At 47.4% G+C, this 14,592-nt stretch carries 18 protein-coding genes; all 18 read right to left on the reverse strand.

Annotation, left to right across the window (positions count from 1 at the left end; translation table 11 throughout):
- Window positions 1-63: 63 nt before the first annotated feature.
- Window positions 64-432 carry a 50S ribosomal protein L14 gene (rplN, locus tag ACETK5_RS31490; RefSeq protein ID WP_006212911.1) on the reverse strand — a complete coding sequence of 123 codons (369 nt, stop codon included), beginning with the start codon at window positions 430-432 and terminating at the stop codon, window positions 64-66.
- Between the two features lie 36 nt (window positions 433-468).
- Entirely contained in the window at window positions 469-735 is a 267-nt protein-coding gene (gene rpsQ / locus ACETK5_RS31495; RefSeq protein WP_009589223.1) for a 30S ribosomal protein S17, read from the reverse strand.
- A gap of 45 nt (window positions 736-780) precedes the next feature.
- On the reverse strand, window positions 781-978 hold the full coding sequence (gene rpmC / locus ACETK5_RS31500; RefSeq protein WP_007132561.1) for a 50S ribosomal protein L29: 198 nt from the start codon (window positions 976-978) through the stop codon (window positions 781-783).
- Entirely contained in the window at window positions 968-1,402 is a 435-nt protein-coding gene (gene rplP, locus ACETK5_RS31505) for a 50S ribosomal protein L16 (RefSeq protein WP_009589221.1), read from the reverse strand. The genes rpmC and rplP overlap by 11 nt, the downstream gene beginning before the upstream one ends.
- Window positions 1,403-1,404: 2 nt before the next feature.
- Window positions 1,405-2,070 (reverse strand): 30S ribosomal protein S3, encoded by a 666-nt coding sequence (gene rpsC, locus ACETK5_RS31510; protein WP_006212915.1) that lies wholly within the window; start codon window positions 2,068-2,070, stop codon window positions 1,405-1,407.
- Between the two features lie 13 nt (window positions 2,071-2,083).
- Window positions 2,084-2,416 (reverse strand): 50S ribosomal protein L22, encoded by a 333-nt coding sequence (gene rplV / locus ACETK5_RS31515; protein ID WP_015737624.1) that lies wholly within the window; start codon window positions 2,414-2,416, stop codon window positions 2,084-2,086.
- Window positions 2,417-2,452: 36 nt separating this feature from the next.
- Window positions 2,453-2,728, reverse strand: coding sequence for a 30S ribosomal protein S19 (gene rpsS, locus ACETK5_RS31520; RefSeq protein WP_023964919.1), 276 nt, complete (start codon window positions 2,726-2,728; stop codon window positions 2,453-2,455).
- Window positions 2,729-2,801: 73 nt separating this feature from the next.
- Entirely contained in the window at window positions 2,802-3,632 is an 831-nt protein-coding gene (gene rplB / locus ACETK5_RS31525; RefSeq protein WP_394059655.1) for a 50S ribosomal protein L2, read from the reverse strand.
- Between the two features lie 29 nt (window positions 3,633-3,661).
- Window positions 3,662-3,955, reverse strand: a complete 294-nt coding sequence (rplW, locus tag ACETK5_RS31530; RefSeq protein ID WP_006212919.1) for a 50S ribosomal protein L23 — start codon at window positions 3,953-3,955, stop codon at window positions 3,662-3,664.
- On the reverse strand, window positions 3,955-4,578 hold the full coding sequence (gene rplD / locus ACETK5_RS31535; protein WP_009589231.1) for a 50S ribosomal protein L4: 624 nt from the start codon (window positions 4,576-4,578) through the stop codon (window positions 3,955-3,957). Before rplD ends, rplW begins: the two co-directional genes overlap by 1 nt.
- Window positions 4,579-4,604: 26 nt before the next feature.
- Window positions 4,605-5,228 (reverse strand): 50S ribosomal protein L3, encoded by a 624-nt coding sequence (gene rplC, locus ACETK5_RS31540; RefSeq protein WP_009589211.1) that lies wholly within the window; start codon window positions 5,226-5,228, stop codon window positions 4,605-4,607.
- A gap of 41 nt (window positions 5,229-5,269) precedes the next feature.
- On the reverse strand, window positions 5,270-5,578 hold the full coding sequence (gene rpsJ, locus ACETK5_RS31545; RefSeq protein WP_009589214.1) for a 30S ribosomal protein S10: 309 nt from the start codon (window positions 5,576-5,578) through the stop codon (window positions 5,270-5,272).
- Between the two features lie 457 nt (window positions 5,579-6,035).
- On the reverse strand, window positions 6,036-7,226 hold the full coding sequence (gene tuf, locus ACETK5_RS31550; RefSeq protein WP_100541550.1) for an elongation factor Tu: 1,191 nt from the start codon (window positions 7,224-7,226) through the stop codon (window positions 6,036-6,038).
- Between the two features lie 95 nt (window positions 7,227-7,321).
- On the reverse strand, window positions 7,322-9,403 hold the full coding sequence (gene fusA, locus ACETK5_RS31555; RefSeq protein ID WP_100541551.1) for an elongation factor G: 2,082 nt from the start codon (window positions 9,401-9,403) through the stop codon (window positions 7,322-7,324).
- A 48-nt stretch (window positions 9,404-9,451) separates the two neighbouring features.
- A complete protein-coding gene (gene rpsG / locus ACETK5_RS31560) occupies window positions 9,452-9,922 on the reverse strand; it encodes a 30S ribosomal protein S7 (protein WP_006212929.1) in 471 nt (156 codons plus the stop codon).
- Window positions 9,923-9,975: 53 nt separating this feature from the next.
- A complete protein-coding gene (gene rpsL, locus ACETK5_RS31565; protein WP_006212930.1) occupies window positions 9,976-10,395 on the reverse strand; it encodes a 30S ribosomal protein S12 in 420 nt (139 codons plus the stop codon).
- A 140-nt stretch (window positions 10,396-10,535) separates the two neighbouring features.
- Window positions 10,536-10,787 carry a ribosomal L7Ae/L30e/S12e/Gadd45 family protein gene (locus ACETK5_RS31570; RefSeq protein WP_006212931.1) on the reverse strand — a complete coding sequence of 84 codons (252 nt, stop codon included), beginning with the start codon at window positions 10,785-10,787 and terminating at the stop codon, window positions 10,536-10,538.
- Window positions 10,788-10,955: 168 nt separating this feature from the next.
- Window positions 10,956-14,570 carry a DNA-directed RNA polymerase subunit beta' gene (gene rpoC / locus ACETK5_RS31575; RefSeq protein ID WP_100541552.1) on the reverse strand — a complete coding sequence of 1,205 codons (3,615 nt, stop codon included), beginning with the start codon at window positions 14,568-14,570 and terminating at the stop codon, window positions 10,956-10,958.
- Window positions 14,571-14,592: the final 22 nt, after the last annotated feature.

Consider the following 14,592-nt stretch of genomic DNA (forward strand, 5'->3'; position numbering starts at 1 on the left):
ATGACTAGCCAGTTCAACTATTTATCGGGTTCCCGAAAAGTTACGTCACTTTTTGGGGTGTTATTAGATTACTTCCGGAGCCAAGGAAACGATTTTCATGTAGTCTCTTTCGCGAAGTTCGCGAGCAACTGGTCCGAAAATACGAGTTCCGCGTGGGCTTCTGTCGTCTTTAACAACAACAGCTGCATTCTCGTCAAATGAGATGTAAGATCCGTCTTTACGACGTACAGAACGTTTCGTACGAACGACTACCGCTCTTACTACATCACCCTTTTTGACAACGCCGCCTGGTGTTGCTTGTTTGACGGAACATACGATCAAATCACCGATTTGAGCTGTACGACGACCAGTACCACCCAATACGCGGATACACATCAGTTCCTTCGCACCGGAGTTGTCAGCAACAGCTAAACGTGTAAATGGTTGAATCATTTAAATTTCCTCCTTCCATCAAAAACTGATCATATCTTAGATGATAACCGCTTTTTCAACCACTTCTACCAATCTCCAGCGCTTGTCTTTGGAGAGAGGGCGAGTTTCCATAATTTTAACGGTATCTCCGATTTGAGCTTGATTGTTCTCATCATGCGCTTTAAATTTTTTCGTGTATTTAATGCGTTTGTGATACAAGTCATGCTTCTTATAAGTTTCAACAGCTACAACAATGGTTTTATCCATTTTATCGCTGACAACTTTACCAATTTGCACTTTACGAGCATTGCGTTCTTCGCTCATTTGTTAGCCTCCTTCCTGAATACAGAACACGACGTTTCTGTTTCATTAACTAATCCCAAGTTCTCTTTCACGGATAACGGTTTTAGCACGAGCTATTTCTTTGCGAACGTCACGGATCCGAGTCGGGTTGTCAAGCTGGCCTGTGGCCAATTGAAAACGGAGGTTAAAGAGTTCCTCTTTAAATCCGGCGATTTTTTGCTCGATTTCTGCAGTGGTTAAGTTGCGCAGTTCATTAGCTTTCATTTGCTTCACCACCCACTTCTTCACGTTTCACAAACTTCGTTTTAACAGGCAGCTTGTGAGCGGCGAGACGCATCGCTTCGCGGGCGATTTCCTCGGACACGCCTCCAAGTTCAAACATGATCTTGCCTGGTTTTACAACGGCAACCCATTTCTCAACGTTACCTTTACCGCTACCCATCCGCACTTCGAGAGGCTTTTGAGTAATCGGCTTATCTGGGAAAATCTTGATCCATACTTTACCGCCACGACGGATGTAACGAGTCATCGCGATACGAGCAGCTTCGATCTGACGGTTCGTGATCCAGCCTGGTTCTGTAGCTTGCAGACCGAATTCGCCGAAGTTCAGTTCAGTACCGCCTTTAGCTTGACCTCTCATATGGCCGCGCTGTTGTTTGCGGTGTTTTACACGTTTTGGTACCAACATGATTAGTTGCCTCCTTCCTGAGCAGCTTGTTTCTTAGCCGTAGGAAGAACCTCTCCACGATAGATCCATACTTTCACGCCGATACGGCCGTAAGTCGTATGCGCTTCTGCTGTACCATAGTCGATGTCTGCACGAAGCGTATGAAGTGGAACAGTTCCTTCACTGTAGCCTTCCGTACGAGCAATCTCGGCTCCGCCAAGACGTCCGCTGACCGATGTTTTAATCCCTTTTGCTCCAGAGCGCATAGTTCTTTGAATCGCTTGCTTCAGTGCACGACGGAAAGATACACGACGTTCCAACTGTTGTGCAATGCTTTCAGCAACAAGAATAGCGTCCAGTTCAGGGTTTTTGATTTCAGAAATGTTGATGTGAACTTTTTTACCGCCGGCAATTTTAGTCACTTGTCCGCGCAGTACTTCTACTTCGGAACCACCTTTACCGATAACCATACCTGGCTTCGCAGTGTGGATCGTCACGTTCACACGATTAGCCGCTCTCTCGATTTCGATACGGGATACAGCGGAGTCTTTCAATTTATTTTTCAGGTATTCACGGATTTTCACGTCTTCCAGCAAAAGATCACCGAAGTCTTTGCCTGCATACCATTTGGATTCCCAATCACGGATAATACCGATACGGAGTCCTACTGGATTTACCTTTTGGCCCACACGTTTTCCCTCCTTATTTTTCAGCTACCACCAAAGTAATGTGGCTGGTGCGTTTATTGATCCGGCTTGCACGTCCCATCGCACGCGGGCGGAAACGTTTCATAGTCGGTCCCTGGTTGACATAAGCTTGCGTCACAACCAATTTAGTTACATCCAAAGAGTAGTTATGCTCAGCGTTTGCGATAGCCGAGTTCAAAAGCTTCTCAACAACCGGAGATGCAGCTTTCGGAGTGTGACGAAGAATTGCGATCGCTTCGCCGACTTGCTTACCGCGGATCAAGTCAACAACGAGTTGAGCTTTACGAGGAGCAATACGAATCGATCTAGCATGTGCTTTTGCTTCCATATGTTTAACCTCCTCTCAAACAAAGAGCTTCATTAATTATCTTCTTGTTTTCTTATCATCTTCATGACCTTTGTAAGTACGAGTTGGAGCAAACTCACCCAACTTGTGTCCTACCATGTCCTCTGTTACATATACAGGTACATGCTTACGGCCATCGTATACTCCGAACGTGTGACCGATAAATTGCGGGAAAATAGTGGAGCGGCGGGACCAGGTTTTGATCACAGCCTTTTTGCTTGCGCTGTTCATGTCCTCCACTTTTTTGAGCAGATATCCGTCAATAAAAGGTCCTTTTTTCAAACTACGGCTCATATTGAAATCCTCCCTTCACCAAATTGTCTCGTTACCTTCGAGCCTGTCACGAAGTTATGCACTTAATCGCGCATTACTTCGTGCGGCGGCGAACGATATATTTGTCAGAAGCTTTACCTTTTTTACGTGTTTTGTAACCAAGGGTTGGTTTACCCCATGGAGACATAGGCGATTTACGTCCGATTGGAGCGCGGCCTTCACCACCACCGTGAGGGTGATCGTTAGGGTTCATTACCACACCACGTACTTCAGGGCGTTGTCCAAGCCAGCGGCTACGACCAGCTTTACCGATTTTGATCAACTCATGGTCTTGGTTACCCACAGAACCGATGGTTGCACGGCAAACTTTCAGGATGCGCCGAACTTCACCGGAAGAAAGACGAACAGTTACGTACTTATCTTCTTTACCGAGAAGTTGAGCTTCTGTACCAGCAGCACGAACCAATTGTCCGCCTTTACCTGGTTTCAATTCAATGTTGTGGATAACGGTACCTACCGGAATGTTTTCCAGTGGAAGTGCGTTACCGATCTTGATGTCAGCACCTACTCCAGATACTACTTGGTCTCCAACTTTCAGACCTTTAGGAGCGATGATATAACGCTTTTCACCATCTACATAGTGAATCAGAGCGATGTTGGAAGTACGGTTCGGGTCGTATTCGATTGTAGCAACGCGACCTGGAATGCCGTCTTTATTCCGTTTGAAGTCGATGATACGGTATTTACGCTTGTGTCCGCCGCCATGGTGACGAACCGTAATTTTACCTTGGTTGTTACGGCCAGCTGTTTTGCTCAGCGGAGCCAGCAACGATTTCTCCGGCTGATCCGTGGTGATTTCTTCGAAAGTCGACACGGACATATTGCGTCGAGCCGGGGATGTCGGTTTATACTTTTTAATAGGCACTGAATTTTCCCTCCTTACTTAAAAAATTCTTATTCAACCGATTCAAAGAACTCGAGCGGTTTGCTGTCTGGAGCCAAAGTCACGATTGCCTTTTTCCATTCGGTTGTGTAACCGGAATAACGGCCATAACGCTTTGGTTTAGCAGGGACACGCATCGTATTCACGTTCGATACTTTAACTTTAAAAATAGATTCGACAGCTTGCTTGATCTCGGTCTTGTTAGCACGGATATCCACTTCAAAAGCATATTTCAGCTCTGCCATGTAGTCAGCCGTACGTTCCGTGATCACCGGGCGCTTGATTATATCGCGTGGGTCTTTCATTACGCGAGCACCTCCTCTACCTTCTGAACTGCTTCCTTCGTAATGATCAGTTGATCGTACGACAGTACGTCAAGAACATTAATGCCGTCAGCCGCTACGAATTTCACACCAGGAATATTACGTGCGGAAAGGGCTACATTATCATCATAGCTTGGAGCAACGATCAGAGCTTTACGGCCTACTTTCAGGTTGCTAAGAATGTTAGCAAACTCTTTCGTTTTCGGCGTATTCAGCGTCAATTGATCCAATACGATAATTGCGTTGTCAATCACTTTGGAAGACAAAGCGGATTTGATAGCCAAACGACGAACTTTCTTAGGAAGTTTAAATGTGTAGCTGCGCGGAGTCGGTCCAAAAACCACGCCGCCGCCTTTCCATTGTGGAGAACGGATCGAACCTTGACGAGCACGGCCAGTCCCTTTTTGTTTCCAAGGCTTACGTCCGCCGCCGCGTACTTCAGAACGTCCCTTTACTTTGTGGGTACCGCGACGAAGGGAAGCGCGCTGCAGCAATACTGCGCTGTGCAGTACGTGTGCGTTCGGCTCGATGCCGAATACAGCTTCATTCAATTCTACTTCACCAACTTGGCTACCGCTGACATTATAAAGTGCTACTTTAGGCATTGTTTGTTCCTCCTTTCTTTAGGCGATTATTTCTTCACCGTTTCTTTGATTTGAACAAAACCTTTTTTAGGTCCAGGAATGGAGCCTTTTACAAGGATTACGTTACGCTCTGCATCGACTTTAACAACCTCGAGCTTTTGAATCGTAACTGTCTCATTGCCCATGTGACCTGGCAGGCGTTTTCCTTTAGGAACACGGTTTGCCTGGATCGAACCCATGGAACCTGGTCTACGGTGATAACGGGAACCGTGAGACATTGGTCCGCGGCTTTGGCCCCAACGTTTGATTACACCTTGGAAACCTTTACCCTTGGAAATACCCGTTACGTCAACAAATTCGCCTTCTGCGAAGACATCAGCCTTCAGCTCTTGTCCAACCTCGACACTCGCGAGGTCAACACCGCGAATTTCGCGAACGTAGCGCTTAGGCGCAGTGTTTGCTTTTTTCGCATGGCCTGCTTCTGGTTTGTTAGATCTGTTCTCTTTCTTATCAGAGAAACCGACTTGAATCGCTTCGTATCCGTCGTTTTCCAGATCTTTCTTTTGAAGAACAACACAAGGACCTGCTTCGATAACCGTTACAGGAATTACAACACCCTCAGGGGTAAACACTTGAGTCATTCCGAGCTTTCTACCTAAGATACCTTTCATGTTGACACCTCTTTTCTCTTCTCTAATTCGTTATGCAATGCTTACAGTTTGATTTCGATATCTACACCGGACGGCAGGTCCAAGCGCATCAAGGCATCCACAGTTTGTGGAGTCGGGTTCACGATGTCGATCAAGCGTTTATGTGTACGCATTTCGAACTGTTCCCGAGAATCCTTATACTTGTGTACCGCACGGAGAATGGTAATTACTTGTTTCTCAGTTGGAAGCGGGATCGGACCGGATACACCAGCACCCGAACGTTTTGCTGTCTCAACAATTTTCTCAGCGGATTGATCAAGAACTCTGTGGTCGTATGCTTTCAAGCGAATACGAATTTTTTGCTTTGCCATTTTATTCCCTCCTTCTATCGCCCAATTTGGTATCGGACATACTCCGCGAAAATTTTCCAACCACCTGCCTCATGGCAAAGGGGCCGGGTGTGTCGGTAACCTCTCGCATCATCGCAACGTCGCAGAACAACATTCACTATTATATATAAAAGATAGGCGTATTGCAAGCACTAATTCATAATTAATATGTATTTGCATCTTTAACCGGAAGTTGCAGGACTTGGTTAATAGATTCCATCGTTTTCGCATATCATATTGTACCGGGATCTTTCTTCTATATAATAGATTGTCCCGAATCTAAGTACTGACATCCACCAGAGATTGTAAACAGGTAATTTGGGCTGAGTCCAATAGAAAAAGAGCCTGATCCAAAGGACCAGACTCTTTTATCAGGACATCACATTGTTGCTCGTTACAATACACTGTTGCTATATTCAAGGCTATTCGTAAGCCTTAATTATTTAATGATGGTAGCAACGGAACCAGCACCTACGGTACGGCCGCCTTCACGAATGGAGAATTTAGTTCCTTCTTCAATCGCGATTGGGTTGATCAGGTTAACCGTTACAGTGATGTTATCACCAGGCATAACCATTTCAGAACCCTCTGGCAAGTTGATCACACCAGTTACGTCCGTAGTACGGAAGTAGAACTGTGGACGGTAGCCAGTGAAGAAAGGCTTATGACGTCCGCCTTCTTCTTTGCTCAGTACGTATACTTGAGCTGTGAACTCTGTGTGTGGTTTAACGGAAGCAGGCTTAGCAAGTACTTGACCGCGCTCGATTTGAGTACGCTCAACACCACGAAGCAATGCACCGATGTTGTCACCAGCTTGTGCGGAATCCAGCAATTTACGGAACATCTCAACGCCCGTAACAACGGATTTCTTAGTTTCTTCAGCGATACCAACGATTTCGATCTCGTCACCAACTTTGATCGTACCACGCTCTACACGACCTGTAGCAACGGTACCACGACCAGTGATGGAGAATACGTCCTCGACAGGCATCAAGAAAGGCTTGTCAGTGTCGCGCTCAGGCAATGGGATGTACTCGTCGATTGTTTTGAACATTTCAACGATTTTTTGTGCCCATTCGCCTTCTGGGTTTTGCAGAGCTTCACGAGCGGAACCACGAGTGATCGGAGTGTCGTCGCCTGGGAAGTCATACTCGCTCAGCAGGTCGCGAACTTCCATCTCAACCAATTCCAAGAGCTCTTCGTCTTCAACCATGTCGCATTTGTTCAAGAATACAACGATGTAAGGAACGCCTACTTGGCGGGACAACAGGATGTGCTCGCGAGTTTGCGGCATTGGGCCGTCAGCTGCGGATACAACCAGGATCGCTCCGTCCATTTGAGCAGCACCAGTGATCATGTTTTTAACATAGTCAGCGTGACCTGGGCAGTCAACGTGTGCATAGTGACGAGTATCAGTTTCGTATTCAACGTGGGAAGTCGAAATTGTGATACCGCGCTCGCGCTCTTCTGGAGCTTTGTCGATTTGGTCGAAAGACATTGCAGCACCACCGTAAGTTTTGGACAATACAGATGTGATTGCAGCTGTCAAAGTTGTTTTACCATGGTCAACGTGACCGATAGTACCGATGTTAACATGGGGTTTCGTACGTTCGTATTTAGCCTTTGCCATTTGAACAATTCCTCCTTAAGGGGATATATATGTTAGGCCGGAAGCGGAGTTAACGGGATGTTGGTCCCGCCTCCTATCCAGCAGGTAAAACGTTATTACTCTCCGCCTTTGATCTTGGACACAATTTCATCGGAGATATTCTTAGGAACTTCTTCGTAGTGGGAGAGTTCCATGGAGAACACACCGCGTCCTTGTGTACCGGAGCGAAGGGTAGTGGAGTAACCGAACATTTCGGAAAGAGGCACTTTCGCACGGATAATTTGAGTACCACCACGGGAGTCCATACCTTCGATACGTCCACGGCGGGAGTTCAGCATACCCATTACGTCGCCCATGTATTCCTCAGGCACGGTAACTTCAACTTTCATGATTGGCTCAAGCAGGACAGGCTTACACTTGTCTTTAGCTGCTTTCAAAGCCATGGAACCGGCGATTTTAAACGCCATTTCATTGGAGTCAACATCATGGTACGAACCGTCGACGATCGTTGCTTTAACGTCAACAAGCGGGAAGCCGGCGAGTACACCGTTCTTCATTTGCTCTTCAATACCTTGCTGTGCAGGACCAATGTATTCTCTTGGTACCGAACCACCGACAACTTTGCTGTCGAATTGGTTACCGCTACCTGGTTCCAGAGGTTCGAACTCAACCCATACGTGACCGTATTGTCCACGACCACCGGACTGACGAACGAATTTACCTTCAACGCGAGCTGGTGTACGGAATGTTTCGCGGTAAGCTACCTGTGGTTTACCCACGTTAGTTTCTACCTTGAACTCACGACGCATACGGTCGATGATGATGTCCAAGTGAAGCTCACCCATACCTGCCAGGATCGTTTGGCCTGTTTCTTCATCAGTATGCGCACGAAGAGTTGGATCCTCTTCAGTCAACTTACCGAGAGCCACACCCATTTTATCTTGGTCAGCTTTTGTTTTAGGCTCAACTGCGATTTCGATAACCGGATCAGGGAAGTTCATGGACTCCAAGATAACCGGGTTTTTCTCATCACATAGTGTATCACCTGTACCCGTATCTTTCAAACCTACGGCAGCTGCGATATCTCCGGCGAATACTTCGGAAATTTCTTGACGGCTGTTCGCATGCATTTGAAGGATACGACCAATGCGCTCACGCTTGCCTTTAGTTGCATTCAGTACGTAAGAGCCGGATTGCAGTACACCGGAATATACGCGGAAGAATGTCAGCTTACCAACATAAGGGTCCGTAGCGATTTTGAATGCCAAAGCCGAGAACGGCTCTTCATCGGAAGAATGCCGAATAGCTTCAGTTCCGTCTTCAAGGGTACCCTTGATGTCTGGAACGTCAGTTGGAGCCGGCAAATAATCGATTACGGCATCAAGCATCAACTGAACGCCTTTGTTACGGTAAGAAGATCCACAGATAACCGGGAAGATCTTAACTTCGACAACACCTTTACGCAGAGCAGCTTTCAACTCAGCGATGGTGATTTCTTCACCTTCAAGATATTTCATTGTCAAGTCTTCGTCAAGTTCTGCTACCTTCTCAACCAACTCGTTGCGAAGCTCTTCCACTTGATCCTTGAATTCTGCTGGAATTTCGGTTTCTTCGATATTTTGACCGAGGTCATCCTTATACATATAAGCTTTTTCCTCGATAATATCGATGATGCCAATGAAATCATTCTCTGCACCGATCGGAAGCTGAATCGCTACCGCATTCGCTTGCAGACGCTCTCTCATATCTTTAACTACGTTCAAGTAGTCGGCACCGATAATATCCATTTTGTTTACGTATGCGATCCGCGGAACTCCATAACGGTCTGCTTGTCTCCAAACCGTCTCCGACTGAGGTTCAACGCCCTCTTTCGCACTGAATACACCTACTGCCCCATCCAATACACGAAGGGAACGTTCAACTTCTACTGTGAAGTCAACGTGCCCCGGGGTGTCGATAATATTAACGCGATGACCCTTCCAAGAAGCGGTAGTCGCAGCGGATGTAATCGTGATACCGCGCTCCTGCTCCTGCTCCATCCAGTCCATTGTAGCTGCACCCTCGTGAACTTCCCCGATTTTGTGCGTACGGCCTGTATAGAACAAAATCCGCTCTGTAGTGGTCGTTTTACCAGCGTCAATATGCGCCATGATCCCGATATTACGTGTATTTTTCAAGGAGAACTCTCTTGTCGCCATGCGAATAGTCTCCCTTCAAAATTAGAAGTATTAATTAGTTGCTGGATCCTACCAACGGTAGTGAGCAAACGCTTTGTTCGCTTCAGCCATTTTGTGTGTATCTTCGCGTTTCTTAACGGAAGCGCCTGTGTTGTTGGAAGCATCGATGATCTCAGCCGCCAAACGCTCTTCCATGGTTTTCTCGCCGCGGTTGCGGGAGTAGTTTACGAGCCAACGTAATCCAAGGGATGTACGTCTCTCTGGTTTAACTTCGATTGGAACCTGGTAGTTTGCACCGCCGACACGACGAGCTTTAACTTCCAATACTGGCATGATGTTCTTGATAGCTGCTTCAAACACTTCCATCGGATCATTACCAGTACGTTCCTTGATGATGTTGAATGAATTGTAAAGGATGCTTTGAGCAACACCTCTTTTACCATCCAACATGATGCGGTTGATCAGACGAGTTACCAGCTTGCTGTTATACACTGGATCTGGCAGCACGTCTCTTTTAGTTACTGGACCTTTGCGTGGCATGGATATCCCCCTTTCTTCAGTCATGAGTCATGTTACGAAAACATGAGCATCAATTAGCTTTTTGCTTTAGGACGCTTCGTGCCGTATTTGGAACGAGCTTGCATCCGGTTGTTTACACCAGCGGTATCAAGTGCGCCGCGAACGATATGGTAACGTACACCCGGAAGGTCTTTTACCCGTCCACCGCGAACTAATACAACACTGTGCTCTTGCAAGTTATGTCCGATACCCGGAATGTAAGCCGTCACCTCAATGCGGTTCGTCAAGCGAACACGAGCATATTTACGAAGTGCGGAGTTCGGTTTTTTCGGCGTCATTGTGCCTACACGAGTGCATACACCGCGTTTTTGCGGAGCGCTCAAGTCGGTCTCCTCACGTTTCAAAGCGTTAAAACCTTTTTGAAGAGCTGGAGATTTCGATTTGTAAACTTTGGCTTGACGGCCCTTGCGAACCAGTTGGTTAATTGTTGGCATGCTAGCCACCCCCTTCCCGTATTTATCATTCGATTACAAACCCCGTTTAAGTCCACAGACCCAGGCGGTTCATAAAAGAACAAATGAAAAGTTTTTGCCGAGAGAAGTAACGTCTTCTCCAACAAAAACGATTTCTCAAATCATGATTTCAAGACAGCTACCATAGCTGCACCAACTTCAATACCGCATGCTTCTCCAAGCTCTATCATCGTGGGTACATAGTTGATATGCACGCCATTCTTATCACACTCGGATACGACTTTTGAAATCAAACGTTGGTCGCAATCTTCGGCCACATAAACCTCTGCAGCCAAACCGGATTCAACGGCCTTCATCGTTTGTTTGGTGCCAATCTTGATGTGTGCATCCTGTAATCCTTTATCATTAGACATAAGTCATTCCTCCAAAAGAACAGGGAACAAAGAAACTATTCACGCACCTTTGCTATATTAGCATCTGCCCTAATCGATGTCAAGCTATTAAATGAGGAAAAAAGAAACTTTGGGACGGAGAGCTTCCGCATCTTAAGATACGGAAATTCCCCATCACCTGACTGTCTCTTAATCTATAGAAGCTGTTTCGAGTTCCTGACTTTCGTCATTCACATCGTTTTGTCCCGTGAACTTCACGCTGCGATAACGGTTCATACCGGTACCTGCAGGGATCAGTTTACCGATGATAACATTCTCTTTCAGACCAAGCAGCTGATCGACTTTACCTTTAATGGCAGCGTCAGTCAACACGCGAGTCGTCTCCTGGAAGGAGGCTGCTGACAAGAACGAATCGGTTTCGAGAGATGCTTTTGTAATCCCGAGGAGAACCGGTTTGGCAACCGCAGGTTCTTTCCCGGAGAGAATAGCATCTTTATTTGCTGCTTCGTATTCATGCATATCCACGAAGGAGCCTGGCAGCAGGTTCGTATCTCCCGCATCAACGATACGGAATTTACGCAGCATCTGTCTGATCATAACTTCAACGTGTTTATCGTTAATTTCTACGCCTTGGTTACGGTATACGCGTTGTACTTCCTGTAGGATGTAGTTCTGCACGCCACGGATACCTTTGATGCGAAGCATTTCCTTCGGATCAATGGAGCCATCGGTCAGTTCATCCCCGGCTTCAATTTGCTTGCCTTCGCTTACGCGCAGACGGGAGCCATAGGTAACCGCGTAAACCTTAGTCTCAGCTTCACCTTGTATTTCGATTTCACGACGGTCTTTCGTTTCGCGGATCTCTTTAACCACACCGTCGATCTCACTAATGGTCGCTTGACCTTTAGGATTACGGGCTTCAAAGAGCTCCTGGATACGCGGAAGACCTTGCGTAATATCATCACCGGCAACGCCGCCTGTGTGGAACGTACGCATCGTGAGCTGTGTTCCCGGTTCGCCGATGGATTGAGCCGCGATAATACCAACCGCTTCACCAATCTCAACATGCTTACCAGTAGCCAGGTTACGACCGTAACATTTTTTGCAGACGCCATAACGTGCACGACAGCTCAAGATGGAACGGATTTGAAGCTTCTCAACGCCAGCTGCTACGATTTCTTCAGCTTTGTCGGAGTCAATCAATTCGTTACGATTTACGATGATCTCTTTCGTTTCCGGATGGCGGACGGTTTCAAATGCATAACGTCCCTCAATACGGTCATAGAGATCCTCGATAACTTCTTTACCGTCCTGAATACGGCTAACCGTAAAGCCTTTATCCGTGCTGCACTCATCTTCGCGAACGATAACATCCTGGGCTACGTCAACAAGTCGACGAGTCAAGTAACCGGAGTCAGCGGTACGAAGCGCAGTATCGGCAAGACCTTTACGCGCACCGTGCGTGGACAGGAAGTACTCGAGTACCGTCAGTCCTTCACGGAAGTTCGATTTGATTGGGAGTTCGATGATACGTCCCGACGGGTTCGCCATCAGACCCCGCATACCACCGAGCTGAGTGATCTGCGATTTGTTACCCCGTGCTTTCGAATCAACCATGAGCATGATGGAGTTAAAGCGGTCCATCGATTTCATGAGTACATCCGTAATATCGTCCTTGGTCTTGGACCAGATATCGATAACACGGTCATAACGTTCTTCATTCGTAATCAAGCCGCGGCGATATTGGTTCGTTACCACTTTAACCTTCTCGTCGGACTCTTTCAGAATTTCATTCTTCTCGTCAGGTACGATAACGTCGGATACCGCAACGGTTACGCCTGCACGAGTAGAATAGGTGAAACCGAGCTGCTTGATTTTATCCAAAATCACAGAAGTTTCCGTGGTATGGTACGTTTCGAAGCAGCGTGCAATGATGGAACCCAGATATTCCTTACCAACAGCACCGCTGATTGGCAGTTCCTGAATCACTTTTTGAATATCTGCGCCCTTCTCGTATACGAAATACTTCTCAGGCGTGCCTTGCAGCAAGTTCGTACGTGTCGCTTCATTGATGTAAGGGAAGCTGGCAGGGAAAATCTCGTTAAAGATAATCCGGCCGATTGTCGTAACCAAAATCGCATCCTGCTGTTTTTCCGTAAAGCTGGTCTTGCCCAGGGCTTTAACCGGAATCGCTACGCGTGCATGCAGACCGGCTGCTTCACGCTGATAAGCGGAAACCGCTTCGTTCACGCTGCCCAGAATCATGCCGGTACCTTTCTCTTCCTTGTTATCCATCGTCAGATAGAAGGAACCCAGTACCATATCCTGAGACGGCGTAACAACCGGCTTGCCGTCTTTCGGGTTCAGAATGTTACCCGATGCCAGCATCAACAGACGCGCTTCAGCTTGAGCTTCAGCGGACAAAGGAACGTGAACCGCCATTTGGTCACCGTCAAAGTCAGCGTTATATGCTGTACATACGAGCGGATGGAGACGGATCGCATGGCCCTCAACCAGAATCGGTTCAAATGCTTGAATACCGAGTCTGTGAAGCGTCGGTGCACGGTTCAGAAGAACCGGATGCTCTTTAATGACCTCTTCGAGCACATCCCATACTTCTGGACTTACACGTTCTACTTTGCGTTTCGCACTCTTGATATTATGAGCCAGGCCTTTGTTGACCAGTTCTTTCATAACGAACGGCTTGAAGAGCTCAAGCGCCATTTTCTTAGGCAGACCGCACTGGTACATTTTCAGGTAAGGACCTACAACGATAACGGAACGACCGGAATAGTCAACCCGTTTACCGAGCAAGTTCTGACGGAAACGTCCTTGTTTACCTTTCAGCATGTGGCTGAGGGATTTAAGCGGACGGTTACCTGGGCCTGTGACCGGACGACCGCGACGGCCGTTATCGATCAATGCATCGACAGCTTCCTGCAGCATGCGCTTCTCGTTCTGTACGATAATATCCGGCGCGCCGAGATCCAGCAGTCTTTTCAGACGGTTGTTCCGGTTAATAACACGACGGTACAGATCGTTCAAGTCGGAGGTCGCAAAGCGTCCACCATCAAGTTGAACCATCGGGCGAAGCTCCGGCGGAATGACCGGCAGCACATCCATGATCATCCACTCCGGATTGTTGCCGGAGTTACGGAACGCCTCAATCACTTCCAGGCGTTTGATGGCCCGGTTGCGGCGCTGACCCTGTGCAGTGCGCAGTTCTTCCTTAAGGAACTCAAGCTCTTTGTCAACATCGATGTCTTGAAGAAGCTTCTTAACCGCTTCAGCACCCATGCCGGCCTGGAATCCGTAGCCGTACTTCTCACGATAGCTGCGATATTCCTTCTCGGACAACAGCTGCTTCTTCTCCAGCGGTGTATCTCCTGGATCGGTTACAACATAAGATGCGAAGTAAATGATCTCTTCCAGAGATCTTGGGGACATATCCAGAGCCAGACCCATACGGCTTGGAATGCCTTTGAAATACCAAATATGCGATACAGGAGCCGCAAGCTCGATATGGCCCATCCGTTCACGACGGACTTTAGCGCGTGTTACTTCAACGCCACAGCGATCGCAGACTACTCCTTTATAACGGACACGCTTATACTTACCGCAATGACATTCCCAGTCCTTCTGCGGACCGAAAATCCGCTCACAGAACAGGCCTTCTTTCTCCGGCTTCAATGTACGGTAGTTAATCGTTTCCGGCTTCTTCACCTCTCCGCGAGACCAAGAGCGAATTTTTTCCGGTGAAGCAAGACCGATTTTCATGTACTCAAAATTGTTAACGTCCAACAAGGAGCAACCCTCCTCAACCTAG

Origin of the sequence: Paenibacillus ilasis (assembly GCF_043195395.1) — a bacterium.
Taxonomy (GTDB): domain Bacteria; phylum Bacillota; class Bacilli; order Paenibacillales; family Paenibacillaceae; genus Paenibacillus_AQ; species Paenibacillus_AQ lautus.

What these genes read in the sequence shown, in the direction of transcription:
- rplN (WP_006212911.1), bottom strand. Translation starts at nt 432, where the DNA reads ATGATTCAACCATTTACACGTTTAGCTGTTGCTGACAACTCCGGTGCG.
- rpsQ (WP_009589223.1), bottom strand. Translation starts at nt 735, where the DNA reads ATGAGCGAAGAACGCAATGCTCGTAAAGTGCAAATTGGTAAAGTTGTC.
- rpmC (WP_007132561.1), bottom strand. Translation starts at nt 978, where the DNA reads ATGAAAGCTAATGAACTGCGCAACTTAACCACTGCAGAAATCGAGCAA.
- rplP (WP_009589221.1), bottom strand. Translation starts at nt 1,402, where the DNA reads ATGTTGGTACCAAAACGTGTAAAACACCGCAAACAACAGCGCGGCCAT.
- rplV (WP_015737624.1), bottom strand. Translation starts at nt 2,416, where the DNA reads ATGGAAGCAAAAGCACATGCTAGATCGATTCGTATTGCTCCTCGTAAA.
- rpsS (WP_023964919.1), bottom strand. Translation starts at nt 2,728, where the DNA reads ATGAGCCGTAGTTTGAAAAAAGGACCTTTTATTGACGGATATCTGCTC.
- rplW (WP_006212919.1), bottom strand. Translation starts at nt 3,955, where the DNA reads ATGAAAGACCCACGCGATATAATCAAGCGCCCGGTGATCACGGAACGT.
- rplD (WP_009589231.1), bottom strand. Translation starts at nt 4,578, where the DNA reads ATGCCTAAAGTAGCACTTTATAATGTCAGCGGTAGCCAAGTTGGTGAA.
- rplC (WP_009589211.1), bottom strand. Translation starts at nt 5,228, where the DNA reads ATGAAAGGTATCTTAGGTAGAAAGCTCGGAATGACTCAAGTGTTTACC.
- rpsJ (WP_009589214.1), bottom strand. Translation starts at nt 5,578, where the DNA reads ATGGCAAAGCAAAAAATTCGTATTCGCTTGAAAGCATACGACCACAGA.
- tuf (WP_100541550.1), bottom strand. Translation starts at nt 7,226, where the DNA reads ATGGCAAAGGCTAAATACGAACGTACGAAACCCCATGTTAACATCGGT.
- fusA (WP_100541551.1), bottom strand. Translation starts at nt 9,403, where the DNA reads ATGGCGACAAGAGAGTTCTCCTTGAAAAATACACGTAATATCGGGATC.
- rpsG (WP_006212929.1), bottom strand. Translation starts at nt 9,922, where the DNA reads ATGCCACGCAAAGGTCCAGTAACTAAAAGAGACGTGCTGCCAGATCCA.
- rpsL (WP_006212930.1), bottom strand. Translation starts at nt 10,395, where the DNA reads ATGCCAACAATTAACCAACTGGTTCGCAAGGGCCGTCAAGCCAAAGTT.
- ACETK5_RS31570 (WP_006212931.1), bottom strand. Translation starts at nt 10,787, where the DNA reads ATGTCTAATGATAAAGGATTACAGGATGCACACATCAAGATTGGCACC.